This window comes from Ferrovibrio sp. GW821-FHT12F09 (genome assembly GCF_058806775.1).
Genome location: NZ_JBXAPZ010000002.1, coordinates 1,147,778 through 1,173,403, shown reverse-complemented (window position 1 = coordinate 1,173,403; position 25,626 = coordinate 1,147,778). Strand labels below are relative to the sequence as shown.

25 protein-coding genes are annotated in these 25,626 nt (G+C 64.8%); 18 read left to right on the top strand and 7 right to left on the bottom strand.

Going from position 1 to position 25,626, the window contains the following annotated elements:
• Positions 1 to 6 precede the first annotated feature (6 nt).
• The gene (tilS, locus tag AC1ROB_RS18725; RefSeq protein WP_492969595.1) at positions 7 to 1,314 is read left to right on the top strand and encodes a tRNA lysidine(34) synthetase TilS; all 1,308 of its coding nucleotides are present in this window, start codon (positions 7 to 9) and stop codon (positions 1,312 to 1,314) included.
• 145 nt (positions 1,315 to 1,459) lie between these two features.
• Positions 1,460 to 3,388: an ATP-dependent zinc metalloprotease FtsH gene (gene ftsH / locus AC1ROB_RS18720; RefSeq protein ID WP_492969596.1), complete on the top strand. Its 1,929-nt coding sequence runs from the start codon at positions 1,460 to 1,462 to the stop codon at positions 3,386 to 3,388.
• A 276-nt stretch (positions 3,389 to 3,664) separates the two neighbouring features.
• Here the strand turns inward: ftsH and AC1ROB_RS18715 are convergent, their stop codons facing one another.
• Positions 3,665 to 4,372 carry a type 1 glutamine amidotransferase gene (locus AC1ROB_RS18715; RefSeq protein WP_492969597.1) on the bottom strand — a complete coding sequence of 236 codons (708 nt, stop codon included), beginning with the start codon at positions 4,370 to 4,372 and terminating at the stop codon, positions 3,665 to 3,667.
• Between the two features lie 105 nt (positions 4,373 to 4,477).
• Between AC1ROB_RS18715 and AC1ROB_RS18710 the strand changes: the two genes are divergently transcribed.
• On the top strand, positions 4,478 to 5,191 hold the full coding sequence (locus AC1ROB_RS18710; RefSeq protein ID WP_492969598.1) for a hypothetical protein: 714 nt from the start codon (positions 4,478 to 4,480) through the stop codon (positions 5,189 to 5,191).
• Positions 5,192 to 5,204: 13 nt separating this feature from the next.
• Here AC1ROB_RS18710 and AC1ROB_RS18705 read toward each other — a convergent pair whose 3' ends face one another.
• Entirely contained in the window at positions 5,205 to 5,843 is a 639-nt protein-coding gene (locus AC1ROB_RS18705; protein ID WP_492969599.1) for a LysE family translocator, read from the bottom strand.
• 141 nt (positions 5,844 to 5,984) lie between these two features.
• Positions 5,985 to 6,536 carry a PAS domain-containing protein gene (locus AC1ROB_RS18700; protein ID WP_492969600.1) on the bottom strand — a complete coding sequence of 184 codons (552 nt, stop codon included), beginning with the start codon at positions 6,534 to 6,536 and terminating at the stop codon, positions 5,985 to 5,987.
• 322 nt (positions 6,537 to 6,858) lie between these two features.
• On the opposite strand from AC1ROB_RS18700, the gene folP reads away from it, so the two are divergent.
• The 3 genes from folP (at position 6,859) to thiD (ending at position 9,975) form a co-directional block, all read left to right on the top strand.
• Positions 6,859 to 7,701 (top strand): dihydropteroate synthase, encoded by an 843-nt coding sequence (folP, locus tag AC1ROB_RS18695; protein WP_492969601.1) that lies wholly within the window; start codon positions 6,859 to 6,861, stop codon positions 7,699 to 7,701.
• Positions 7,702 to 7,807: 106 nt separating this feature from the next.
• Positions 7,808 to 9,151: a phosphoglucosamine mutase gene (gene glmM / locus AC1ROB_RS18690; protein WP_492969602.1), complete on the top strand. Its 1,344-nt coding sequence runs from the start codon at positions 7,808 to 7,810 to the stop codon at positions 9,149 to 9,151.
• A complete protein-coding gene (thiD, locus tag AC1ROB_RS18685; RefSeq protein WP_492969603.1) occupies positions 9,148 to 9,975 on the top strand; it encodes a bifunctional hydroxymethylpyrimidine kinase/phosphomethylpyrimidine kinase in 828 nt (275 codons plus the stop codon). Before glmM ends, thiD begins: the two co-directional genes overlap by 4 nt.
• Here the strand turns inward: thiD and AC1ROB_RS18680 are convergent.
• The gene (locus AC1ROB_RS18680; RefSeq protein WP_492969604.1) at positions 9,972 to 11,414 is read right to left on the bottom strand and encodes an L-lactate permease; all 1,443 of its coding nucleotides are present in this window, start codon (positions 11,412 to 11,414) and stop codon (positions 9,972 to 9,974) included. The genes thiD and AC1ROB_RS18680 overlap by 4 nt on opposite strands.
• 12 nt (positions 11,415 to 11,426) lie before the next feature.
• Positions 11,427 to 12,875, bottom strand: coding sequence for an aminotransferase-like domain-containing protein (locus tag AC1ROB_RS18675; RefSeq protein WP_492969605.1), 1,449 nt, complete (start codon positions 12,873 to 12,875; stop codon positions 11,427 to 11,429).
• A 106-nt stretch (positions 12,876 to 12,981) separates the two neighbouring features.
• Between AC1ROB_RS18675 and AC1ROB_RS18670 the strand changes: the two genes are divergently transcribed.
• The 8 genes from AC1ROB_RS18670 (at position 12,982) to AC1ROB_RS18635 (ending at position 19,296) form a co-directional block, all read left to right on the top strand.
• Positions 12,982 to 13,248, top strand: coding sequence for a DUF1127 domain-containing protein (locus AC1ROB_RS18670; RefSeq protein WP_492969606.1), 267 nt, complete (start codon positions 12,982 to 12,984; stop codon positions 13,246 to 13,248).
• A gap of 89 nt (positions 13,249 to 13,337) precedes the next feature.
• Positions 13,338 to 13,949 (top strand): LysE family translocator, encoded by a 612-nt coding sequence (locus AC1ROB_RS18665; protein WP_492969607.1) that lies wholly within the window; start codon positions 13,338 to 13,340, stop codon positions 13,947 to 13,949.
• 11 nt (positions 13,950 to 13,960) lie between these two features.
• Entirely contained in the window at positions 13,961 to 14,752 is a 792-nt protein-coding gene (locus AC1ROB_RS18660; protein ID WP_492969608.1) for a PhzF family phenazine biosynthesis protein, read from the top strand.
• A 123-nt stretch (positions 14,753 to 14,875) separates the two neighbouring features.
• Positions 14,876 to 15,358: a GNAT family N-acetyltransferase gene (locus tag AC1ROB_RS18655; RefSeq protein ID WP_492969609.1), complete on the top strand. Its 483-nt coding sequence runs from the start codon at positions 14,876 to 14,878 to the stop codon at positions 15,356 to 15,358.
• A 55-nt stretch (positions 15,359 to 15,413) separates the two neighbouring features.
• Positions 15,414 to 16,280, top strand: a complete 867-nt coding sequence (locus tag AC1ROB_RS18650) for a crotonase/enoyl-CoA hydratase family protein (protein ID WP_492969610.1) — start codon at positions 15,414 to 15,416, stop codon at positions 16,278 to 16,280.
• The gene (locus AC1ROB_RS18645) at positions 16,270 to 16,917 is read left to right on the top strand and encodes a TetR/AcrR family transcriptional regulator (RefSeq protein WP_492969611.1); all 648 of its coding nucleotides are present in this window, start codon (positions 16,270 to 16,272) and stop codon (positions 16,915 to 16,917) included. The genes AC1ROB_RS18650 and AC1ROB_RS18645 overlap by 11 nt, the downstream gene beginning before the upstream one ends.
• A gap of 57 nt (positions 16,918 to 16,974) precedes the next feature.
• On the top strand, positions 16,975 to 18,339 hold the full coding sequence (locus AC1ROB_RS18640) for an acyl-CoA thioesterase (protein ID WP_492969612.1): 1,365 nt from the start codon (positions 16,975 to 16,977) through the stop codon (positions 18,337 to 18,339).
• 18 nt (positions 18,340 to 18,357) lie between these two features.
• Entirely contained in the window at positions 18,358 to 19,296 is a 939-nt protein-coding gene (locus AC1ROB_RS18635) for an AEC family transporter (protein ID WP_492969613.1), read from the top strand.
• On the opposite strand, the gene kynA is transcribed toward AC1ROB_RS18635, so the two are convergent.
• Entirely contained in the window at positions 19,293 to 20,111 is an 819-nt protein-coding gene (gene kynA / locus AC1ROB_RS18630) for a tryptophan 2,3-dioxygenase (protein ID WP_492969614.1), read from the bottom strand. The genes AC1ROB_RS18635 and kynA overlap by 4 nt on opposite strands.
• A gap of 66 nt (positions 20,112 to 20,177) precedes the next feature.
• Here kynA and AC1ROB_RS18625 point away from each other — a divergent pair, with 66 nt between their 5' ends.
• Entirely contained in the window at positions 20,178 to 21,326 is a 1,149-nt protein-coding gene (locus AC1ROB_RS18625) for an aminotransferase class V-fold PLP-dependent enzyme (protein WP_492969615.1), read from the top strand.
• Here AC1ROB_RS18625 and AC1ROB_RS18620 read toward each other — a convergent pair.
• Positions 21,314 to 22,096 carry a class II aldolase/adducin family protein gene (locus tag AC1ROB_RS18620; RefSeq protein ID WP_492969616.1) on the bottom strand — a complete coding sequence of 261 codons (783 nt, stop codon included), beginning with the start codon at positions 22,094 to 22,096 and terminating at the stop codon, positions 21,314 to 21,316. The two genes, AC1ROB_RS18625 and AC1ROB_RS18620, sit on opposite strands and share 13 nt — an antisense overlap.
• Positions 22,097 to 22,315: 219 nt before the next feature.
• Here AC1ROB_RS18620 and AC1ROB_RS18615 point away from each other — a divergent pair, with 219 nt between their 5' ends.
• From AC1ROB_RS18615 to AC1ROB_RS18605, 3 genes are all read left to right on the top strand, one after another.
• Positions 22,316 to 23,476: a TRAP transporter substrate-binding protein gene (locus AC1ROB_RS18615; RefSeq protein WP_492969617.1), complete on the top strand. Its 1,161-nt coding sequence runs from the start codon at positions 22,316 to 22,318 to the stop codon at positions 23,474 to 23,476.
• A 117-nt stretch (positions 23,477 to 23,593) separates the two neighbouring features.
• The gene (locus AC1ROB_RS18610) at positions 23,594 to 24,184 is read left to right on the top strand and encodes a TRAP transporter small permease subunit (RefSeq protein WP_492969618.1); all 591 of its coding nucleotides are present in this window, start codon (positions 23,594 to 23,596) and stop codon (positions 24,182 to 24,184) included.
• The gene (locus tag AC1ROB_RS18605; protein ID WP_492969619.1) at positions 24,184 to 25,614 is read left to right on the top strand and encodes a TRAP transporter large permease; all 1,431 of its coding nucleotides are present in this window, start codon (positions 24,184 to 24,186) and stop codon (positions 25,612 to 25,614) included. Before AC1ROB_RS18610 ends, AC1ROB_RS18605 begins: the two co-directional genes overlap by 1 nt.
• Positions 25,615 to 25,626 lie beyond the last annotated feature (12 nt).

Below are 25,626 nucleotides of genomic sequence, written 5' to 3'. Positions count from 1 at the left end.
GATCCGATGACCGCAGCGCTCACGGCCGCTGATTTCGGCCGGCTGCTGCGGCCGCTGCTGCCGAAAGACGCGACAGCCATCGCCGTTGCGGTGTCGGGCGGTGCCGACAGTCTGGCGCTGGCTTTGCTCACGGCGGACTGGGCCAGAGCGAAGAATATCGCCATCACGGCTTTCATCGTCGATCACGGCCTGCGCAAAGAGTCTGCCGCCGAGGCGAAGCAGGTCGCCGCCTGGCTGAAAGCCGCCGGCATCGCGGTCGCCATCCTGAAATGGACCGGGCCCAAGCCCGCCGCCAATCGCCAGGCCGCCGCCCGCGCCGCGCGCTACGACCTGCTGATGCAGGCCTGCGCCAAAAACAACATCCGCCATCTGCTGGTCGCCCAGCATCGCGACGACCAGGCCGAGACGGTGCTGCTGCGCGCCCTGCGCGGCTCCGGCGTCGACGGGCTGGCGGCGATGGCGCCGGCGCGCCCCTTGAGCGACAGCCTCACCCTGCTGCGGCCGCTGCTCGATATCCCGAAGGCGCGGCTGGTCGCCACGCTGCAGAAGCGCAAACAGCCCTGGATCGAAGACCCCAGCAACGCCAGTCCGGCTTACCTGCGCGTGCGCCTGCGCCGCGCGCTGGATGTCCTGAGCGACAACGATGCGGGGCAACGCGCCGAACTGGTGGCGCATCTGGCACAGACCGCGCGCAACTTCGCCCGCACAAGACAGATGCTGGACGAGGCGGCCTATGACCTGCTGCATCGCCTGGTGCAACTCGATGCCGCCGGCTTCGCCTGGCTCGATCCCGCACCCCTGCGCAGCGCGCCCGACGAGATCGCGTTGCGCAGCCTCAGCCGTCTGCTCGGCGCCATCGGCGGCGATCCGCTGCCGCCACGGCTCGACCGGCTGGAACGGCTGCTGACCGCCCTGCGCGCGAAGACCGTCGCGCCGCAGACCCTGCATCGCTGCCAGATCCGTCCGCTGAAGGGCAGGGCTGCCTTGCTGGTCTGCCGCGAGGCGCGCCATCTGCCAGACGCCATGCTGCTCAAGGCCGGCGCCGACCTGCTGTGGGACGGTCGCTTCCGCATCCATGGCGGCCGCCGCAGCGCCGGCCTGACCCTGGCGCCGCTTGGCCGCACCCGCCCGGACGGCATCGCCGCGGCGGTTCTGGCCGCCGTGCCGCCCGCCGTCTGGCCCGCCCTGCCGGCCTTGTGGCAGCGCAACCGGCTGCTGGCGGTGCCGGCTTTGGGCTGGGGCAAGCTGCCGGCCGGGCTTACAATCGCCTTCCGCCCGGTCCTGGCGGCGCCGGCGGTTGTGACACAGGCCTGAAATCCCGGCGAAAATCGCTCCCGTAACCGCTTGTTTAGCCCTGCCGCGGTCATATCTATGGTCTGGGCCGGCGAAAATCGGCTAAAGTTTTTGGGCCCCGGAGAACAGCCTCCGCCCGGCGCTTTTGTTAGAGGATATCGCTTCTGTGAACATGTTCGGTCGTAACCTGGCTTTGTGGGTCATCATCGGTCTTCTGGTGGTGGCGCTGTTCAACCTGTTCCAGGGCCCGAGCGTGCGCGGCGGCAGCCAGGCGCTCGCCTATTCCGATTTCCTCAACGACGTCGCCAACGGCCAGGTCACCGATGTGACCATCCAGGGCGGCAACACCGTCACCGGCCATTTCCGCGACGGCCGCCTGTTCTCCACCTACACGCCCAACGACCCGACGCTGGTCTCCAAGCTGACCGAGCGCGGCGTGCGCGTGACGGCCGCGCCGCCCGAAGAGGGCAACACGCTGGTCAATATCCTGATCTCCTGGTTCCCCATGCTGCTGCTGATCGGCGTGTGGATCTTTTTCATGCGCCAGATGCAGTCCGGCGGCGGCAAGGCCATGGGCTTCGGCAAGTCCAAGGCGCGCCTGCTGACCGAGCGCCATGGCCGCGTCACTTTCGAGGACGTTGCCGGCATCGAGGAAGCCAAGAGCGAACTCGAAGAGATCGTCGACTTCCTGCGCGACCCGCAGAAATTCCAGCGCCTGGGCGGCAAGATCCCCAAGGGCTGCCTGCTCGTCGGCCCGCCCGGCACCGGCAAGACCCTGCTGGCCCGCGCCATCGCCGGCGAAGCCAACGTGCCCTTCTTCACCATTTCGGGTTCCGACTTCGTCGAGATGTTCGTCGGCGTCGGCGCCAGCCGCGTGCGCGACATGTTCGAGCAGGCCAAGAAGAACGCGCCCTGCATCATCTTCATCGACGAAATCGACGCCGTCGGCCGCCATCGCGGCGCCGGTCTCGGCGGCGGCAACGACGAACGCGAGCAGACGCTGAACCAGCTGCTGGTCGAGATGGACGGCTTCGAGGCCACCGAGGGCGTGATCCTGATCGCCGCCACCAACCGCCCCGACGTGCTCGATCCCGCCCTGCTGCGTCCGGGCCGTTTCGACCGCCAGATCGTGGTCCCCAATCCCGATATCATCGGCCGCGAGCACATCCTGCGCGTCCATATGCGCAAGGTTCCGCTGGGTCCGGATGTCGAGCCCAAGATCATTGCCCGCGGCACGCCTGGATTTTCGGGTGCCGATCTCGCCAATCTGGTGAACGAAGCCGCGCTTCTCGCCGCCCGCCGCAACAAGCGCGTCGTCACCATGGCCGATTTCGAGCATGCCAAGGACAAGGTGATGATGGGTGCCGAGCGCCGCTCGATGGTGATGGGCGAAGAGGAAAAGCGCCTCACCGCCTTCCACGAGGCCGGCCACGCGCTGGTCGGCCTGCATGTGCCCAAGCATGATCCGCTGCACAAGGTGACCATCATCCCGCGCGGCCGTGCGCTGGGCGTCACCATGTCGCTGCCCGAGAAAGACCGCCTGTCGATGTCGCAGCTCGAACTGGAATCGCGCCTGGCGATGATGTTCGGCGGCCGCATGGCCGAGGAGCTGGTCTTCGGCAAGGAAAACATCACCACCGGCGCGTCGAACGACATCCAGCAGGCCACCGGCCTCGCCCGCCGCATGGTCACCGAATGGGGCATGAGCGACAAGCTCGGCCGCCTGCGCTACTCCGACAACGAGGAAGAGGTCTTCCTCGGCCATTCGGTGACGCAGCGCAAGAATGTCTCGGACGCCACCGCGCGCCTGATCGATGAGGAAATCCGCACCATCATCGACACCGCCGAAGGCACCGCGCGCCGCATCCTGACCGACTATCGCGCCGATCTCGACAAGATCGCCCTGGCGCTGCTCGAATACGAGACGCTGTCGGGCGACGAGGTCCGCGCGCTGCTGCGTGGCGAGCCGATCGTGCGCACCGACGACCGCACGCCCACCCCGGGCAGCGACAGCGGCCCGCGCTCGGCGGTGCCGACGTCGAGCCGTGGCGGCAGCAAGCCCGGTTTCGAGCCGGAGCCCCAACCTGGTGCGTAAGCAGTCCGGCGCCTGATACTTTTAAGCTGTCATGCCCGGACTTGATCCGGGCATCCACGAAAACGTCCGGCTCAACACCGGGCGTTTTTCTTTGCCGGTTTCGCTCGTTCACCAAGATCGTCATCCCCGCGAAAGCGGGGATCCCATTTGTGTGTCGCCGAAAGAAATGGGACCCCGGCTCGCGCTGCGCTTGGCCGGGGTGACGATCTTTGAGAAGGGGCGCGCTTACATAAACCGTCACCCCGGGCCTGACCCGGGGTCCAGTTTTTTGTGCCGTTACTTCGCCGTGTCCGCCGCCGGCACGGCAACCGTCTCGGCGAGGAAGCCGGCCAGCCAGCGCATGCCGGTATCGTCCGTCGTCGCCGGCGCCTGGGCCATGCCGGGCTGCGCGGTCTGCTGCGCCATGCAGTCGATCAGGTCGGTGAGGTACGCCTGGCTGAATTCGGGATGGAACTGCACGGATAAAACCGGCGCATCGGTGTAGCGCAAAGCCGCAAAGGCGCAGGCCGCGCTGCTGGCTACAACGTCCGAACCCGGCGGCTGCACGACGATCTGGTCCTGATGAAAGGCCGGCATCGCCACAGTCCGGCTCTCGCCGCCGAGCGTGGTGCTGTACTGCTCCATGCCGATGCGGAAGCCGACAGGGGCTTTCTCCACCCGGCCGCCCAGGGCCTCGGCGATGATCTGGTGGCCGAAGCAGACGCCCACGATAGGGCGCTTCAGCGTCGCCGCCGCGCGGATGAAATTTTTGAGCGGTTCGATCCACGGCAGTGTGTCATAGACGCCGTGGCGCGAGCCGGGGATCAGCCAGGCATCGCAGTCCGTCGGCGCGCCCAGAGCTTCGCCGTTCACCACCGAGATGATCTCGAACCGGGTCGAGGGTAGCAGGGGCCTGAGCTGCGCCGCGAACATCGCGGGATAGCTGCCATAGCGCGCCTGCAGCGGCGCGGGCACCGGCCCGCATTCAATGATGCCGATTTTCATGATTATGCCCGGCTAAATCGCTCTTTCGACAAGCTATACGAATTCAATTGATAAGCCTAGATTTTGGGGACATTCACCCGCCCACACCTGATCAGGGTTTAAGTCATGGATAAATGCAAACGCTGCGGGGCGGACAAGCTTATTCGCGCGCACATAATACCAAGAGCGTTTGGTCATATGGCGCGCGGTGGTGGAACTGACTTGAGTCAAATATCTGAAGATAGCCGTAAGCCTTCAAAAACAGGCCCGTGGGATGATCGTATACTGTGCGACACGTGCGATGGCCTGCTCGGATATTTTGATAATTTCGCCATATCTTTCTTAAGAGACAATGTGGAGAAAGATTTCGGGCAGAAAGATACCCTGTTCGAGATAGATAATGTTGATACTGGGCGTTTAATAAGGTTTGTCATGGCTGTGCTGTGGCGTGCTTCAATTAGCCGTCAAAATATCTTCGATGGAATAAATCTTGGTCCATACGAAGATATTTTTAAAAACACGTTGTTTGGGAATGATCCTGTACCGAAAGAATTTGAGGTTCTTTTTATTAGATACTCAAGTCAGAAGTTTATGATGCATCAGCTTTTGGAGATGCCACAAAGACTTCGAGATGGGAATGTGAATTTTTATTCGTTCCAGATCGCCGGCTTTCGAATTATCACGAAGCTTGGAAAGGCGCCCTTGTCGGATAATATGAAATATTTTGCAGTAAATGAGGGTGAGGATAAAATTCGTAGTGGTGTATGGGATTTTGATACTTCGCCGGAGCTGCAAGGCCTTGTCGAGACGGCTCGCCGATGGCGAGACCGTCGTCGATAGCTTGGCTTGAAAATCACCGCTCCGTCAGCGCCAGCTTCGCCCCCAGCGCCACGAAGGCCGCCGCAAAACTCCGCCGCAGCCACAGCAGCACGCGCGGCCGGCTGATCACATGATCGCGCACGGCGGCGGCAAATAACCCATACAGCGCGAAGACCACAAAGGTCATCGCCATGAACACGCCGCTCAATTCCAGCATGCGCGCCAGCACCGCCGGATCATCGGGGCTGACGAACTGCGGCAGGAAGGCGACGAAAAAGATCGACAGCTTCGGATTGAGGATGTTGATCAGGATCGCCTGCCAGATGATGCGGAACGCCGGCTGGCCCCCGTCGCCGTTGCCATGGCCGCCGCCGGCATCGTCCGCGCTCAGGCGCAGCGTGCCGCGGTCGCGCCACATCTGCACCGCCATCCACAGCAGGTAGGCGACACCGGCATATTTCACCGCATCGAAGGCCAGCGCGCTGGCATGCAGCAGGGCGGCCAGGCCGGTGATCGCCGCCAGCATATGCGGCAGGATCCCGAGCGTGCAGCCGAATGCCGCCACCACGCTGGCGCGACCGCCACGCGAGAGGCCGGCGGCCACGGTGTAGATCATGCCGGTGCCCGGCGTGGCGACGATCACAAGCGCGATCAGCAGGAATTCCAGGGTCATGGTGTCTCCGGCGCAGTCCGGCGCTCTGGTGCGCAGGCCGCAGCTTGCCCGTGGCGCCGGGACACTTGCAAGGGGAAGACTTGCAGGAGGGCAGATTTGTGGGAGCGGCGTGCGGCCGGTGCTGTGGTCAGCGGCCAGGGGTCAGCGATCAGCGGTATACTGGAAATACGACAGCACGTGGTCGATGGCCGCGCCATCGCCGGCCAGCGGGCAATGGCAGTATTCCAGGGCCACCATCTTGACCGCATGGTTGAGCAGCGGCCGGCCCTGGTACAGCACGCTGTGGCCGCATTCCAGCACGGTCTGGCGGCGCTGCAGGGCGCTGTCGCTGCCGGGGATATCGGCCACGATCTCGTCGATATAGCGGCGCAGCATCGGCACCGGACAGGCGGTCAGCACATTTTCGCCCGCCACCCTGGTCAGGAAGCGCGGGGCAGCGCCGGTGCCAGTGCCGCTGCGCTCCACCTGCACCAGCACGATGCCGGGCAGCAATGCTGGAATCCGCAGCGGATCGAAGGCGCTCCGCCCCGGCAGCCGGTCGGCCGGATGGATTTCGATCATATACTCAAGAAACCTGGCCAGCGCGCGCGACTGGGCCAGCGGCAGGAAGCCGTGCAGGGCCTGCAGGTTGGCCTCGGCCAGATCGGCCGGCGCGGCGGAGGCGGCCGGCGAAGGGGTGGGCGGGACGGTCATCGCGTGCTTATCCGCCCACGGCGCGACGCCAGCAAGGTTAATTCTTCATTCGTCCGGCCGGGGCGGGGGGCGGGGATAAGGATCGCCAGGGTAAGGCCGGCCGACGGCTTGCTTTTTCGATGAGAACATGATAAGAACAAATGATCCGGCTGTCCGGCCAGATTTCGCCGATAGGTGGTAAAACCGGTTAACGCGAAGCCGAACGAAGCCAGACGAAGGCCAGGGAAGCCAAACGAAGCCCGGGCGAAGGCAAACGAAGCGAAACGAACGCAAACGAAGCCGAGCGAAGCAAAACGAACAGGCGCGATTCCGGAATGACCCCGTGACAGCACATGCACCGATATGCGGCCTCGACTGGTCGCGGCCATATGTCATGGGCATCGTCAATGTCACCGATGACAGTTTCTCGGGCGACGGCCTGAAGGCCGATGCCGCTGCCGCCATCGCGCAGGCCCGGGCCCAGGTCGCCGCCGGTGCCGACCTGATGGATTTTGGTGCGGAATCGACGCGGCCGGGCGCCGCCACCGTCACGCCCGACCAGGAAATCGCGCGCCTGCTGCCGGTGCTGGCCGGCTTGCAGGATCTCGGCGTCCCCGTCTCGGTCGATACCCGCAACGCCGCCACCATGCAGGCGGTCTCGGCCGCGGGAGCGGCCATTCTCAACGATATTTCGGCGCTGCAAGGGCCGGGCAGCCTGGCGGTTGCGGCGCAAAGCGGCCTGCCGGTGGTGCTGATGCATATGCAGGGCGAGCCCGGCAGCATGCAGCAGGCGCCGCGCTATGCCGATGTGGTGGCCGAGGTGCTGGCCTATCTCGGCCATCGCATCGAAGCCTGCATCGCTGCCGGCATTGCGCGGCAGCGCATCATCCTCGATCCCGGCATCGGTTTCGGCAAAACCGTCGAACACAATCTGCTGCTGCTGCGCCATCTCCATCGGTTCCACGATCTTGGCTGTCCGCTGCTGGTCGGCGTGTCACGCAAGAGCTTCATCGGCGCGGTGGCCGGCGCGGCCGATCCGGCAAAACGCCTGCCCGGGTCGCTGGCGGCGGCGCTGTCCGCCGTGGCGCAGACCCGCCCGGGGCAGGGCCTGATCCTGCGCGTGCATGACGTGGCCGAAACCGTGCAGGCGCTGAAGCTCTGGCGCGCAATCGCCGGCGATATGTAACAAGGCGTTACAGGCCAGGCTGCGGATTCGCTGCGTAAACGCTGCCGTTTCTGAATGGTCTGTGGCATAGTCCGCCGCAGCAAATTCGTAACGGGACCCGAGTCGCATGACCCGCAAATTCTTCGGCACCGACGGCATCCGCGGCCTGGCCAATACCGAGCCGATGACGGCCGCCACCGCGCTGAAAGTCGGCATGGCCGCCGGCGCGTTCTTCACCCGCGGCGACCATCGCCATCGCGTGCTGATCGGCAAGGACACGCGGCTCTCGGGTTACATGCTCGAACCGGCGCTGGTCGCCGGCTTCACCGCTGTCGGCATGGACGTCTTCCAGGTCGGCCCGATGCCGACGCCCGCCGTGGCGATGCTGACGCGGGCGCTGCGCTGCGATCTCGGCGTGATGATTTCTGCCTCGCACAATCCTTTCCACGATAACGGCATCAAATTGTTCGGTCCCGATGGCTACAAGCTGTCGGATGGCGCCGAGGCCGAGATCGAGGCGATGATCCTCGGCGATGCCGATCCGGCGCTGGCCGATGCGTCCAAGCTCGGCCGCGCCCGCCGCCTCGACGATGCCGGTGGCCGTTACGTGGAATTCGCCAAGGCGACGCTGCCCAAGGGCCGCACGCTCGCCGGCCTCAAAGTCGTGATCGACTGCGCCAACGGCGCCGCCTACAAGGTGGCGCCCGCCGTGCTGTGGGAACTCGAGGCCGAGGTGATCCCGGTCGGCGTCAAACCCGACGGCTTCAACATCAACCGCGACTGCGGCTCCACCCATCCGCGCGCCCTGCAGGAAGCCGTGGTCGCCCATGGCGCCCATGTCGGCGTGGCGCTGGATGGCGATGCCGACCGTCTGGTGATGGTGGACGAGCGCGGCCAGGTGATCGACGGCGACCAGCTGATGGCGGTGATCGCCGAAAGCTGGCTGCGCCAGGGCCGCCTGGAAAAGGGCGGCCTGGTCGCCACCGTGATGTCCAATCTGGGCCTGGAGCGGTTCGTCAACAGCATCGGCGTCGAGCTGATCCGCACCAAGGTCGGCGACCGCTATGTGCTCGAGGCCATGCGCGGCGAGGGCTACAATCTCGGCGGCGAACAGTCGGGCCATATCATCCTGTCGGATTTCGCCACCACCGGTGACGGCATCGTCGCCGCCCTGCAGGTTCTGGCGGCGCTCTGTGAATCCGGCAAGCCGGCCAGCGAATTCTGTCGCCGCTTCACACCCTATCCGCAGCTGCTGCGCAACGTGCGCCATGCCGGCGGTGCGCCGCTGGAGCAGGCGACGGTGAAGTCGGCCATCGATGCCGGCGAGAAGCGTCTGGGCAAGAGCGGGCGTCTGGTCATTCGCGCCAGCGGCACCGAACCGCTGATCCGCGTGATGGCCGAAGGCGAGGACGAGACGCTGGTGCAGACCGTGGTCGACGATATCGTCACCGCGCTGGAACAGGCGGCATGAACGTCGCGCCTTCGGCAGCGAAAAAAGGCCGCGTTCTCATCATCGCCGGATCTGATTCCGGCGGCGGCGCCGGCATCCAGGCCGATATCAAGGCGGTGACGGCGCTGGGCGGCTATGCTGCCACCGCCATCACGGCGCTGACCGCCCAGGATACCCGCACGGTCCATGACATCTTCGATGTGCCGGCCGCGTTCATTGCATTACAGCTGAAGGTCGTGCTGCAGGATATCGGCGCCGATGCGATCAAGACCGGCATGCTGCATCGCGCCGACATCATCGAAGCCGTGGTCGATGCGCTCGAACGCTATGCCCCGGATATTCCGCTGGTCGTCGATCCGGTGATGGTGGCCAAGGGCGGTGCCTCGCTGCTGCAGCCTTCGGCGGCCGATGCGCTGCGCACCAAGCTGATTCCGCGCGCCACCCTGATCACGCCGAACCTGCCCGAGGCCGCCGTGCTGTCGGGCCTGACCGTCGAGGCCGAGTCCGACATGGCGGCGGCGGCGGAAGCGCTGCTGCGGCTCGGACCCCAGGCCGTGCTGCTGAAGGGCGGCCATCTCGACGGCGACCGGCTGGTCGATCTGCTGCAGGAAGGCGCGCGGGTCACGGCCTTCACCGATACGCGGCTGCAGACCACCTCCACCCATGGCACCGGCTGCACGCTGGCCTCGGCGATTGCCACCGGGCTGGCCTTCGGCCTGTCGCTGAAGGATGCCGTCACCGAAGCGCGCGCCTATGTGCGTCGCGCCATCGAGACCGCGCCGGGCTTCGGCCATGGCCACGGCCCGCTCAACCACGCGCATACCATCACGCGGATAAAAGTTTAAAGCAGCAGCGTCAGCAGCACGGCCACGATCAGCAGCAGCGGCGCCAGCGCGATCACCACGCGATAGGTCTGGCGCTCGGCGCCGGCGATGCCGGCAAAGGCGCAGGCCATGGCGATCTTGCCCGGGAAGAAGGGCGTGAACAGGCTGCCGGTCACGTTCTGCAGGGCGCTGACCCAGACGACATTCGCTCCGGCCGAGCCGGCCAGTGCCGCCTGCAGCGGCAGCATCAGGCTGTTCGATGCCGTGTTGCTGCCGGTGAGTCCGCCGGCGATGGCGGCAAACAGCGGCGTCGCCAGCAGGGCCTGTTCGCCGGCCACAGATTGCCAGGCGGTCGCCAGTTCTGCGGGAATGCCGCTGGCGGCCATCAGCCGCGCCATCACCAGGAAGATCAGCGTGGTGCCCATGGCGATGCGGCCGGCCTTCCAGCTCTGCGCCATGATGACGGGCCACTGCTGCGGCTTCAGCATGACCGCGCCATAGACCAGGGCCGTCAGCAGCAGCATCACGCCGGCCTGGTAGAGCCAGGGGAAAGCCGGCATGTCGGCAAAGGGCTGCGCCACGCCGTGACTCTGCAGCAGATGCGACAGCGGCGCGATCAGCCGGGTCGACAGCAGCACGGTGAGCAGCAGCAGATAGGGCGCGGCGATGCGCAGCATGCGCTGCGGCGTCGGCCGGTTCGGATCGAGCGCATAGCCCAGCGCCAGCAACGGCGCGGTGGCGATCAGGCCCGCGGTATCCACCGAGGCATAGCGGTTGCCGAGCCACAGCAGGCCGAGCAGCGCCACGGTCCAGGCCAGATCCAGCGCCATGTTTTTCGCCGTGAGGCCGAGCTGCAGGCGCTGCGACCACCACCAGAACCAGCCGAGCAGCACGACCAGGAAGCCCGGCATCAGGCTGGCGCTGTAGAGCCCGAAGGTCTGCAGCGGCAGATGGCCTAATGCGGCCCCGATCAGCGTGCCGATGCCCAGCCCGCCCCAGGGCACCAGCAGCTGGCTCAGCACGCCCATGGCGATGGCGGGCAGCGGCGCGACGCCCAGGCGCAGCAGGCCATGAATGGCCAGCGCATAGCCGACGCCGAAACCGATGGCGGTCTCGATCAGGCCACTGGCGATGAAGCAGAGGAAATAGGCCTGGCGATGCCGCGAGACGGCGACCTTCGGCGTCGCGGCCTCTGCCGCCGGCGGCGCGGCGGCCAGGATCACGTGATGCACGGTGAGGCCGGCGAAGGTGACGGCGATCGCATGCCAGGCCAGCCAGGCGCCCTTCAGGCTTTCCAGCGCGAAGAAGGGCAGCAGCGGCTGCTGTCCGTGCAGCGCCACGATGGCAGCGGGCAGGGTGGCGATCAGGCCGGCGAGGCTCGCCTTGATCAGCGAGACGCGGCCGGTCGCCACCAGCCCGATCACGATGGCGATCGGCGCCAGATACAGCAGGATGGTCACAGGAACTCCGGACTAGACGATGGCCTGGCGGGCTTCCGGGCCACGCTCGATCAGGCTGCGCAGGCGGCGCAGGCCTTCGGCAATATCGCGCCGGTCGGGCGAGGGCGCCAGCGAGATGCGCACCCAGGGCGCCGGATTGGGCCGGGTATCGAGCAGGAAGGATGTGCAGCTGGCGATCCGCACGCCCTGGCCCAGCGCCTGGTTGGTGAAGGCATTGGGTTTCCACGGCGCGGGCAGTTCCAGATAGCAGTGCAGGCTGGCCGGATTGCTGCGCAGCGTCAGGCCCTCGAAAGCCTCAACCGCCATGGCGTTGCGGATCGCGGCTTCCTCGCGCAGGCGTTCGACCAGGGCGGCGGCGGTGCCGTCCTCGATCCATTGCCGCACGATCTCCTGGTTCATGCGCGGATTGTTGACCGCGATGGCATGCAGGGCATCGGTGAACCGCTCGATCAGCGCCGGCGGCGCGGCGATCCAGCCCACGCGCAGGCCGGGCGCCATGCATTTCGAGGCACTGGTGATGTAGATGGTGCGTTCCGGCGCCAGCGACGCCACCGGCAGCGGCCGTTCGCGCACCAGGAAGCCGTAGACATCGTCCTCGATGATGGTGAGGTCGTATTTGCGCGCGACGGCGACGATGGCAGCGCGGCGTTCGGCACCCATCATCACGGTTGTCGGATTATGGATGGTGGGCTGGATCAGCACCAGACGGCTGCCGGTGCGGCGCGCGGCCTCGGCCAGCGCCTCGGGGATCATGCCCTCGTCGTCCATCGCCACGCCTTCCATGCGGATCGGGCGCTGCTGGGCGTTCTCGTGTACGCCGCCATAGGTCAGCGCTTCCACCAGCATGATCTCGTTCGGCATGGTCATCGCGGTGATGACGATGGCCAGCGCCTGCTGGGCACCGGCGGTGGCGATCACCTGTTCCGGCGCGACCACCAGCCCGGTGCGGGCGATCCACTGGGCGGCGGCGACGCGATGGGCCGGGTCACCCAGCGTGCGGCTGTAGCCGAGCAGGTTCTGCAGGCCGCGCTTGGCCGACAGCTTCTGCAGCGACCGCCGCAGCAGGTCTTCGTAATCGGGCAGGGAGGGTTCGTTGCGCGACAGTTCGATCACGCCCGGCGTGCCGAGACGGGCGATCTCCATCTGCTCGGGCGCGATGATCTCGCTGCTGCCCAGCATGGGGCCGGTCATCGGCGACGGGCTGTTGGTCATGCTGTCGATCGGCTTCACGAAAGTGCCGCGTCCGACTTCGCCTGAGAGCAGGCCCTTCTGCTCGGCCAGCATATAGCCACGACTGACGGTGCCGACGGTGACGCCGAGCTTCCAGGCGAGGTTGCGCTGGGGCGGCAGCTTGGCGCCGACCGGCAGTTCGCCGGTCTGGACCGCAGCTTCGATGGCCGAGGCCAGCGCCTGGTAGCGCGGGCCGGGGAACTGTTCGAGATTGGGGATCCACATTGTCATGGTGACAATACTGCCATTGACTCAATGAGTGAGTCAATCAATTATCGCAATCACCCGGATTGACCGGGTTCAATCATTAGAATTGATACAAACAATGGAGCGTGTCATGACAAATTGGACCAGTACAATCGACCGGCCTTCCGAAATTGGCCCGGTCGAACGCGCGGGCAGCACGATCGGCCGGGTTATCGACCGCACTGTGACTGTCAGCGCCCAGGGCGCGACGTCGGTGGTGCTGATGCTGCTCGACTGGCAGCGCCAGGCCCGTGAACGGTCCGACCTGGAAGCCCTGCCGCCTGAGATTCTGAAAGATGTCGGGCTGACCCGTGCCGATGTGCATGCGGAAACCCGCAAACCGGTGTGGCTTCGATAACAAGTCCCGGTTCTACGCTTAAGCCCCCCGGCTGCCGGCGTCGCGCGGCATAGTTGCCCGCCGCGACGCCGGCTTTTCCCAGGCCATCCATGTCCGCTGTTCCGCCTGATTCCGTGTTCCTGCTGGCCCCGCTGGCGATCTTCGCCGCGGTCACCTCGATCACGCCGGGCCCGAACAACATCCTGCTCACCGCGTCGGGCGCCAATTTCGGTTTCCGCCGCAGCGTGCCGCATATGCTGGGCATCAGCATCGGCTTTCTCTCTCTCATTATCGTTTCCGGTCTTGGTGTCGGCGCGCTGGTTGCTGCCACGCCCTGGCTGCATGGCGCGCTGAAAATCGTCGGCGCCGCTTATCTGGTCTGGCTGGCCTGGCAACTGGCCCGTGCCGGCGCTGCCGACACGATGAGCCAAGCGCGTCCCATGCGGTTCCACGAGGCGGCACTGTTCCAGTATGTCAATCCGAAGGCCTGGATGATGGCGGTGGGTGCGATCGCCGCCTTCACCACGCCGGGCGGCGACTATGGCATCGAGCTGGCGCTGATCGCGGCGATCTTCACCCTTATCAATCTGCCCTGTGTTTCGCTGTGGGCGCTGTTCGGCGTGGGCATCGGCCGCTTCCTCACCGATGCGCGCGCCCGGCTGGTGTTCAATCTGCTGATGGCGGGCCTGACCCTGCTCTCCGCCCTGCTGCTGTTCGTGTAAGGAAGCTTGCGATGAAACTGCCGATCTATCAGGTCGATGCCTTCGCCGATGCGGTGTTCAAGGGTAATCCGGCCGCGGTGATGCCGCTGGAAAGCTGGCTGCCCGACGATGTGATGCAGAACATCGCCGCCGAGAACAATGTGGCCGAGACCGCTTTCTTCGTGCCTGAGAATGACGGCTTCCGCCTGCGCTGGTTCACACCGGAAGTGGAGGTGGATCTTTGCGGCCATGCGACTCTGGCCAGTGCCTGGGTACTGTTCAACCGGCTGCAGTCGTCGCGCCGGCATGTCGATTTCTATACCAAAAGCGGCACGCTCACCGTGACCCAGGACGATGCTAGCCGTCGTTTGTCGCTGGATTTCCCGATCCGTCCGGCCCAGCCGGTGACGCCCGGTCCTGGTGTGGTGGAAGCCATGGGTGTGACGCCCGTCGAAGTGCTGGCGGCGCGCGACTATCTGCTGGTCTATGACGACGCGGCGAAAGTCCGTGCCATGAAGCCCGACATGATGGCACTGATGAAGATCGACAAATTCGCCGTCATCGTCACCGCACCCGGCGACAAGCCCGGCATCGACTGCGTCTCGCGCTTCTTCGCGCCGGCGAAGGGCATCCCGGAAGATCCGGTCACCGGCTCGGCCCATTGCAGCATCGTGCCTTATTGGGCCGCGAAGCTGGGGAAGACAGAAATCACGGCCTATCAGGCTTCGGCGCGCGGCGGCACGCTGCATTGCCGGCTGGAGGGTGAGCGCCTGCATATGGCCGGCACGGCCAAGCCCTTCCTGGAAGGTACGGTTACGCTTTGAGGCCAGCGAACAAGGTTCAGTTTCGGCGGTTGCCCCGATAATCGCCGGAAACCGGTGCAAGCCGGTCGGGCGCGGTGCTGTCCCCTGTTGAGCACCGCGCCCTTTTTCCTGTCTGATAGGCCTATGACCGACTCGCCAGACGCCACCATCTCTCCCGCTGCCGGCCCGGCCGATATGGTCGCGGTGCGCCGGCTGTTCACCGCCTATGCCGAGTCGCTGGATTTCAGCCTTTGCTTCCAGGGCTTCGACGAAGAACTGGCGGGGCTGCCGGGCAAATATGCGCCGGCAGAAAAGGGCGCCCTGCTGCTCGGTCGTCTCGGCGCCGATCCCGTGGGCGTCGTCGGCCTGCGCGACCTGGGCGACGGGATCGCCGAGATGAAACGGCTCTATATCGCACCGGAAGGCCGCGGCCAGAATCTGGGCCGGCGCCTGGCCGATGCCGTGATTGCCGAGGCCCGGCGTCTGGGCTACCGGGCGATCCGGCTGGATACCTTCCCCTCGATGGTGGCGGCCAATCGCATCTACGACACCTTGGGTTTTGGCGATATTCCGGCCTATTACGACAATCCCTTGCCCGGTGCGCGGTATCGTGAGCTGAAATTATGAACATTGTTCATTTTTATGAACGGTGATATGGTTTTCTCCAGAAACGGAGGAAACCATGAGCCAGGAACCCGCCAAAAAAGAGCCCATCGTCCTGTATGAGCGCGACGGCCGCGTCGCCCGCATCACGCTCAATCGTCCCGAACACCTGAACGCCATCCATGAGGACACGCCGGATGCGCTGCGCGCCGCCGTGGAGCGCGCCAACCAGGATGACGATGTGCATGTGATCCTGCTGACCGGCGCCGGGCGCGCCTTCTGCGCCGGCTACGACCTCAAGGAATACGCCGAGAAGCCCCGCCCGGTGAAAGGCAGCCAGGACATGCCCTGGGATCCGCTGGTGGATTACCAGTGGATGCGGCATTCGACCGACTGCTTCATGAGCCTGTGGCGCTCGCTGAAACCGGTGGTGGCCAAGGTGCGCGGCTTCGCCGTGGCAGGCGGCAGCGACATCGCGCTGTGCTGCGATCTGGTGGTGATGGCCGAGGATGCGAAGATCGGCTATCCGCCGGCGCGCATCTGGGGCTGCCCGACAACGGCCATGTGGGTCTATCGCCTGGGCGCCGAGAAGGCCAAGCGCATGCTGCTGACCGGCGATCTCATCGATGGTCGCACGGCCAAGGACTACGGCCTGGTGATCGACACGGTGCCCGAGGCCGCACTGGACGATCATGTGGAAGCGCTGGTGGCACGCATGGCCAGCGTGCCGAAGAACCAGCTGATGATGCAGAAAATGATGATCAACCAGGCCTATGACAATATGGGCCTGAATTCGACGCAGACGCTGGCGACGCTGTTCGATGGCATCACGCGGCATTCGCCCGAGGGCGTCGCTTTCAAGGCGCGCTGCGAGCAGATCGGTTTCAAGGCCGCCGTGAAGGAACGTGATGGCGGCGATCCGCTGGCCTGGAAAAATGCCCGCTGAAACCGCCGCGATAAGCGAAAAGAAGAAAAGCGGGCGGCGCGATGCCGTCCGCGCCTTCAAGCGCGATGCCATCCTGACGGCGGCGCGTGTGCTGTTTGCCCGCGACGGGCTGGATGGCACGACGCTGCGCGCCATCGCCGCCGAAGTCGGGGTCGCCGTCGGCACGGTGTATCTGCATTATCCCAGCAAGGAGGCGCTTTATGCCGACCTGCTGGCGGGATCGCTGGCCGACCTGCACAAACATCTGCGCGAAGCGGTGGCGAAGGCCGCCGCCGATGAGCAGCTGATGGCCGGGGCGCTGGCGTTCTATGACTTCTACCGTCGACGTCCCGATGACCTCTATCTCGGCCTCTACCTGGGTCAGGGCTTCCGTCCCACCAGCCTGACGCCGGAGCTGGACCGCCTGCTCAACGGGCGGATGATCCAGGGCTATACCGTGCTGGGCGATGCCATGCAGCGTCTGAGCAAGCTGGATCCGGAAGCGGTGCGGGCGGAAACCGTATCGCTGGTGGCGGCCGTCGGCGGCGCCCTGATGCTGGAAACCACCGGGCGGCTTAAGGTGCTGGGCGATACCGGCGAAGCCGTGGTGCGCCGCCATGTGGATCACCTGATCGGGCGGTTGCGCGCCGGGCCCTGAGCGGCGAACATAGAGGCCCGCCCTGCGTTCTTCCGGTTCCATTTCAGAGAGTCTGCCGTGAGCAATTTCCGCGAAACCTTCCGCGGTTCTGTCGCCGCCTGGGAATGCGACCAGTACGGTCATATGAACGTGCAGTTCTATACCGCCCGCATCAGCGATGCGGCGGCCAGCGTGATGCTGGCGGCCGGTTTCGGCCAGGAGGCCTTCAAGGTCCACAAGCTGGGCATTGCCGCCGTCAATGCCGAGACCCGGTTCGTCAACGAGCTGCATGCGGGCGACCTGATCCGCATGGAAAGCGGCGTGACCCTGGCCGAGGGCAAGAAGATCAAGTTCCACCATCGCGTCTACAATGTGGAGACCGGTGCGCTCTGCATGCAGGCCGATGTGCTGGCCCTGTGCTTCGATCTGGTCCAGCGCAAGTCCGTGGCTTTGCCGGCCGACCTGCAGGCGGGCTTCAAGCGCGTGCTGATCGACGCCAATGCCGCGCCGGTGCAGGAAGCGCTGCCGCCGGTGGAAGACGGCTTCGTGCCGACCGGACGCTCGCCGGTGCAGCCCTGGGAATGCGACCGCATGGGGCATCTGAACGTGCAGTTCTATCTCTCGCGGTTTGCCGAAGCCGAGAAACAGCTCCTGATGTCGCTGGGTTATGGCCCGACGCGGCGCCAGGCCGACAAGGTGGCAGTGCGCCCGCTACGGCATCGCATCCAGTTCAAGCGCGAGAATCACGAAGGCGCGGTGCTGCGCCTGCGTACCGGCATCCGCCGCGTGGCCGCTGATCGCCTGCATCTCTGTCATGAACTCTACGAGGCCGAGACCAACACGCTGTCGGCCACCTGTGAGGCCCTGCTGATTCTCGACCGTCTGGATGGCGGCGGTCCGCTGGCGCTGCCCGCCGATGTGCGGCAGGCGGCGGAAAGCCTGAGCGCACAGTTGCAGGCGCCACCCGCGCCGGAACTGCCGACCGGCCCGCCGGTGCCGGAGCTGCCGGTGCAGGGCATGCAGGAAACCTGTCGCGGGTCAGTGGATCGCTGGGAGGCCGAAGAAACCGGCCGCATGGCGACGCGCTTCTATATGGCGCAGTTCTCGCAGGCGGCCGGCAACATGCTGGCCGGCGGCGAGATGACGGCGGACAGCATGCGCGGGCAGGGTCTGGGTTCGGCGGCGCTGGATTACACCATCGACTATTTCCGCCCCCTCAATATTGGCGACGCCTATCTGGTGTGCACCGGTATCCTGGAGCTGCGCGAGAAGACCTGGCGGTTCTGCCATTTCTTGCTCGACAGCAACACGCAGCAGCCGCTGGCGCGCGCCGAGATCGTCGCGGTGCTGTTCGACCTCAAGGCCCGCAAGTCCATCGCGATGCCGGACAATGTGCGGCAGGCCTTCGCCAAGCGGCTGGTGACGCCGCAACCGGCGGAATAGGCCGGAGGAGAGGGCGCGATGGGAACCCTGCTGAATGTCTCGCTGCCCTTCTTCGGCCTGATCTTCGTCGGCTATGCCGCCGGCTATACCCGCATCATCACCGCGCAGGCCTATCTCGGCCTGAACGCCTTCGTGATCTGGTTCGCGCTGCCGGCGATGCTGTTCATCAAGATGGCGCAGGCGCCGGTCTTCACGGCCTTCGATCCGAAATTCGTCGCCGCCTATACCGGCGGTGGCCTGATCGCCTGGGCCTTCACCGTGGGTTTGAGCCGCCTGCTGTTCCCGATCAGCTGGGGCGAGCGCGCCGTGCAGGGCATGGGCGCATCCTTCGGTAATGTCGGCTTCATGGGACTCCCGATCCTGGTGACGCTGTTCGGCGATGCCGCCGTGCTGCCGGCCGTACTGATTATCGTGTTCGACCACATCATCCTGATCCCGCTGACCACGGCGATCATCGAAGGCTCCAACGGCGGCCAGGCCTCGCTGGGCGCGATCTTCCGCCGCGTCGCTATTGGCATGGCGCGCAACCCGCTGATCATCTCCACCTTCGCCGGCCTGTTCTGGGGGCTGACCGGGCTGTCGCTGTTCGGCCCGTTGGAGACCTTGCTCAACCTGCTGGCCAATGCATCGGCGCCCTGCGCGCTGTTCGCGCTCGGTCTGACGCTGGTCGGCCGGCCGATCTCGGAAGGGCTGGAACAGATCTCGCTCACTGCCATCGGCAAGCTGGCGGTGCATCCGATCATGGTCTGGATGCTGGCGGCCTTCGTGCTCAAGCTCGATCCGTTCCTCACGGCGGTGGCGGTGATCCAGGCCTCGATGCCGACCGCGGCGAATGTTTATATCCTCGCCACCCAGCAGAATACCTATGTGCAGCGGGCGTCATCCACGATCCTGGTGACGACGGTGATCGCCACCGTCACCGTCTCGGCCTTCATGGTGCTGTTCACGGCCTACTAGAGTTTGGTCCTGACCGACCAGAGTTCGGGGAAGAAGCTGCGTTCCAGGGCCTGTCTCAGGTAAGCCACACCGGCGCTGCCGCCTGTCCCCTGGCGCATGCCGATGATGCGTTCCACCGTCTTCATGTGGCGGAAGCGCCATTGCTGGAAGCTGTCCTCCACATCGACCAGTTCCTCGGCCAGTTCGTAGAGATCGAAATGGGTCTCGGACTCGCGGTAGATGGTGCCCCAGACGGCGTCGACGCGCTCGTCGGCCTGGTGCGGTTTGGTCACGTCGCGCTTCAGGATGTCATCGGGGACGGCGAGGCCGCGCCGGGCCAGCAGCCGCAGGGCCTCGTCATAGAGGCTCGGTGCCTCGAAGGCGGCCAGCAGCGGGCCATGGATGTCGAGGCGGTGCTGATGCGGTTTCAGCATCAGGGCATTCTTGGCGCCGAGCTTGAATTCGATCTGGCGGTACTGCCAGGACTGGAAGCCGGACGACGAGCCCAGCGCCGGCCGGAAGCGCAGATAGTCGGCCGGGGTCATGGTGGCCAGCACGTCCCAGGCCTGGATCAGCTGGACCTGGATGCGCGAGACGCGCGACAGGCATTTGAAGCTGGGGCCGAGATCGTCGCTGCGGATGCAGGCCATGGCCCGGTCCAGCTCGGCATTCAGCAGTTTCATCCACAACTCCTGGACCTGGTGGATGGTGATGAACAACAGCTCGTCGGGCTCGCCCGACAACGGCTGCTGTGCCGCCAGCAGGGTATCCAGCCGCAGGTAGTCGCCATAGCTCATGCGGTCGGAGAAGTCGGTCTGGATGCCGTCCGTCGTCATGGTTCTTGCTCCCGGAAACGTTTTAAACCTAAAATATTTCCTGACAGACGGGAAGATGGAAAGCGCATGGCCCTGCTCGACCTGAAACGGCATTTCACGCATTTCCTCGGGGCCGATGCAGCCCGGCTGCATTTTGCCGCCCACAGCCATCATCCCTGGCCCGATGTCAGCCGCACGGCCCAGCTCTTGGCCTGGGATCAGGCGGCAGAACTGATCGACGACAAATGGGAGACCGTGCTGGGGCCGGTGCTGCAGGGCGTGCAGGGTCATATCGCCCGGCAACTGAGCCTGCCCGATCCGGCCAGCCTGGTCTTTGCGCCCAACACCCATGAGCTGGTGAAGCGGCTGCTGTCCTGTTTCCCGGCCAACCGCGCCATCCGCATCCTCACCAGCGATGGCGAATTCCATTCCTTCAGCCGGCAGATCGCCCGCATGGAGGAAGAGGGGCTGGCGCGGGTGCAGCGGGTCGCCACCGAACCCTTCGAGAGCTTCGCCGAGCGCTTTGCCGAAGCGGCGCTGATCGGCCATGACCTGATCTATGTCAGCCAGGTGTTTTTCAATTCCGGCTTCGCGCTGGAGGATTTCGACCGGCTGGTCGCCGCGGCCGGCGAAGCCATGCTGGTGGTGGACGGCTATCACGGTTTCATGGCGCGGCCGACCGACTGGTCGGCCCATGCCGCGCGGGTCTTCTATCTGGCCGGCGGCTACAAATACGCCATGGCGGGCGAGGGCGCCTGTTTCATGCATTGCCCGCCCGGCTGGGGCGCGCGGCCGCGCGATACCGGCTGGTATGCCGCTTTCGGGGCGCTGAGCAGCAGCGATGGCGGCGTGGGCTATGCCGCCGATGGCTGGCGCTTCATGGGCGCCACCTTCGATCCTTCGGGGCTGTACCGCTTCCGCGCGGTGCAGGACTGGCTGCAGGCCGAGGGCATCACCGTGGCCATGATCCATGACCATGTGCGCGAACTGCAGCACCGCTTCATTGCCGGCCTGCCGAAGGGGCCGCTGACCGCGCAGCAACTGCTGCTGCCGGTGCAGCTGCCGCACGGCAATTTCCTCACCTTCGATCTCGATGACGCCGAGGCCGTGCAGCAGCGGCTGTCAAAGGCCGGCGTGATCACCGATCACCGCGGCCGCCGCCTGCGCATCGGTTTCGGCCTGTATCACAGTGCCGCCGATATCGATGCGCTGCTGCTGCGGCTTCAGGACTTGTAAGATGGGTCCTTGGCATCCAGCAGCCGCAGCAGGCCGGCCCAGGCCAGGCCGCTGACATCGATCTTCATGCCCTGGACCTGCTGCTTCACCATCTCCTGCACGCCGGGCTGCGGCGGATGCAGCCTGGCGCCGCCGCTCATGGCGCGCACCTGGGCCTGACAGGCGCGTTCCAGCAGGTGGATGTTAAGGAAGGCCTGGGCCACGGTTTTGCCGCAGGCCAGCGTGCCGTGGTTGCGCAGGATCATCAGGTTGTTCTGGCCCAGATCGGCGACCAGCCGCTCGCGTTCATCGAGGTTGAGCGCGATGCCTTCAAACTCGTGGTAGCTCAGTGTGCTCAGCGCCACCATGGCGGTCTGGCTCAACGGCAGCAGGCCCTCGGCCATGGCCGAAACCGCGATGCCGTCGCCGGTATGCAGATGCAGCACGCAGCCGACATCGTGACGGGCGGCATGGACGGCGGAATGGATGGTGAAGCCGGCCGGATTGATGATGTAGGCGGTGGGCGAGACGATATTGCCGTCCAAATCCACCTTCACCAGCGACGAGGCCGTGATCTCGTGGAACATCCAGCCATAGGGGTTGATCAGGAAATGCTCCTGCGGCCCCGGCACCCGGGCGGAAATATGGGTGAAAATCAGGTCGTCCCAGCCGTAATGCGCCACCAGGCGATAGGCGGCAGCAAGATCGGTGCGGGTCTGCCATTCTTCCGGCGACACCTGTGTGCGGATATCGGCAACCGGCTGAAGGGCTGCGGCAGCGGGCGGGGTCATTTGTGTTCCTCCGGTTCTTTTTATTGGACTTTAGTCTGATCCATCGGCGGCAAACGGTCAAATCGGCTGACGTCTGTCCAATGGTGCAGTGCAGGGCGTAACGCGCACATAAAATTTTCTTGCTCCGAGCAACGTATACGACCAATGATGGCGACGCTCGATTTACATTCCGAATCAAAACACAGCCGGAAACCGGCGAAACATCCTTGGGAGGATACGATGACCGAGCGTAAAGATACCCCCATTGCGTCCAAAAACTCGGGCGCGTCCAAGAAGCCCGGCCGTCGCCAGTTCCTGCGTGGCGCCGGTCTGGCTGGCGCCGCCGCCGTTGCCACCGTGGCAATGCCGAGCGTGTCGCGGGCCCAGACGGTGACGCTGAAATACCAGTCGACCTGGCCGACCAAGGACATCTTCCACGAGATGGCCTCCGACTTCGCCACCCGCGTCAACGATCTTTCGGGCGGTCGCCTGAAGCTGGACGTGCTGGCCGCTGGTTCGGTGGTGCCCGCCTTCGGCATGCAGGATGCCGTGCATAGCGGCGTGCTGGATGCCGGCCATGGCGTGTCGGCCTACTGGTATGGCAAGCACAAGGCCTTTTCGCTGTTCGGCACCGTGCCGCCCTATGGCTGGGATGCCAACGGCGTGATGGCCTGGATGAACTACGGCGGTGGCTACAAGCTCTATAACGAGCTGATGCATGACATCCTTAAGCTGAACCTCGTCGGCTTCATGTCGGGCCCGATGCCGGCGCAGCCGCTCGGCTGGTTCAAGAAGGAAATCAAGACCGCCGACGACCTGAAGGGTATGAAATACCGCACGGTCGGTCTTTCGGCCGATCTGTTCAAGGAAATGGGCGCGGCCGTCACCATCGTGGCCGGCGGTGAAATCGTGCCGGCGATGGATCGCGGCCTGCTCGACGGTGCCGAGTTCAACAACCCGTCGTCAGATCGCGTGCTGGGCTTCCCGGACGTTTCGAAGGTCTACATGCTGCAGAGCTATCACCAGGCTGCAGAAATGTTCGAAATCCTGTTCAACAAGACCAAGTACGACAGCCTGCCGGCTGAGCAGAAGCAGATCCTGAAATATGCTGCCGAGGCTTCTTCCGCCGATATGTCGTGGAAGGCGCTCGACCGCTATTCGAAGGACCTGGCCGAGATGCAGACCAAGGACAAGGTGCGCGTCTTCCGCACGCCGCGCGTGGTACAGGATGCGCAGCTCAAGGCCTGGGATGTCGTGCTGAAGGCGCAGAACGAGGAATCCTTCTTCGCCAAGGTCAGCAAGTCGCAGATCGATTGGGTGCGCCGTACGGTGCGCTACGAACTGCTGAACAACCCGAGCAAGGAAGTGGCTTACAACCATTTCTTCAATCGCAAGGGCTGATACGAAGCACGTCGAGTATTTGCGGGAACCGCCGGGCGACCGGCGGTTCCCGTCGTTTAAGTGGGACACGCATAAACGCCGCATAAAACAGGCGGAATACGCGGAACAGGGACGCGCATGGATAACAAGCTGGTTTTCTGGATCGACACCATCAACACCTGGCTGGGCAAAGCATTCGGCTGGTGCATCCTGCTGCTGACGGCGGCGACGAGCTACGAGGTCTTCGCCCGCTATGTGCTGGGCGCGCCCACGGAATGGGCTTTCGATGCGGCCTACATCCTTTATGGCACGCTGTTCATGATGGCCGGCGCCTATACGCTGGCCCGCAACAGCCATGTGCGCGGCGACTGGATCTATCGCAACTGGAAGCCGAGCACCCAGGCCAAGTCGGACCTGATCCTCTATTTCCTGTTCTTCTTTCCCGGCATCATCACGCTGTTCTACATCGGCTGGGACTATGCCGCCTATTCATGGTCGGTGAAGGAGCGCAGCCTGTTCACGCCGGCTGGCCCGATCATCTATCCCTTCAAGACCATTATTCCGATTGCCGGCGTGATGCTGATCGCCCAGGGCATCGCAGAGGTGCTGCGCTGCATCTATTGCATCAAAAATGGAAACTGGCCGCCCCGCCTGGGCGATGTTGAGGAGCTGGAACAGGTGTTGCAGAAGCAGTATGGCACTGAAGGTGCCAACGGGGAGAAGGTGTGATGACGGATCCCCAGGTCGGCATCCTGATGCTGGTGGTGTTCCTGTTCGCCATCGGCTTCGGCTTCCCCATCGCCTTCACCCTCATGGCCATCGGCGTCGGCTTCGGCTACTACGCCATGGGCAGCCATATCTTCGAACTCTTCGTGCAGCGCACCTTCAGCGTCATGGCCAATGACGTGCTGATATCCGTGCCGCTATTCCTGTTCATGGGCTACATCGTCGAACGCGCGAACATCCTGGACCGATTATTCTTGAGTATCGAGCTGGCAGCGAAAAACCTGCCAGGCTCGCTGGCGGTGGCGACATTGCTGACCTGCGCGCTGTTTGCCACGGCCACCGGCATCGTCGGCGCCGTGGTGACGCTGATGAGCCTGCTGGCCCTGCCGGCCATGCTGCGCGCGGGCTATGACCCCAAGCTGGCGGCTGGCGTGGTCTGCGCCGGTGGCTGTCTGGGCATTCTGATCCCACCCAGCGTGTTGCTGATCCTGTACGGCGCCACGGCGGGTGTGTCGGTGGTCAAGCTCTATGCCGGCGCCTTCCTGCCGGGCCTGATGCTGGCTGGCCTGTATATGGCCTATGTGATCGGTCGTGCGGTGATCAATCCCTCGCTGGCGCCCAAGCCGCCGAAGGAAATCCTCGATGTGCCGCTCAGCAAGGTGATCTGGGCTCTGGCAACGTCTTTCCTGCCGCTGGCCCTGCTGATCGTCACTGTGCTGGGCGCCATCCTGTTCGGCCTGGCAACGCCGACCGAAGCGGCCGCCGTGGGTGCCGCGGGCGCCATCGTGCTGGCGATCAGCTACAATAGCTTCAGCTTTGCCAAACTGACGGAATCGGTCTACCTGACCGCCCGGTCGGCGGCGATGGTGTGCTGGCTGTTCGTCGGTTCGGCCACCTTCTCGGCGGTGTTTGCCTATCTGAATGGCCATGAAGTGGTGCGCGCGCTGATCGACTATCTCGATCTGTCAGGCACGCAGTTCATGATCCTGGCCCAGTTCATCATCTTCCTGCTGGGCTGGCCGCTGGAATGGACCGAGATCATCATTATCTTCGTGCCAATCTTCCTGCCGCTGCTGCAGCATTACGGTGTCGATCCGCTGTTCTTCGGCATCCTGGTGGCGCTGAACCTGCAGACCTCCTTCCTCACCCCACCGGTGGCGATGGCGGCCTTCTACTGCAAGGGCGTGGCGCCAAAATCGCTGTCGATCGATGACATCTTCAAGGGCATCTATCCCTTCGTCTTCATCGTCTTGCTGGCGATGGTGCTGATGTACATCTTCCCGGAGATCGCACTCTGGCTGCCGGATCAGCTCTATGGCAGCGGTGCCGATACCGGGAGCATCCAGCCGGGTGGCGAAACCGGCAGCACGACACTGTTCGAGCCGGATGCGCCGGTCGACAACGAGGGCGAGGTTGCCGCGCCGGCTGACTGACCATCACCCGCG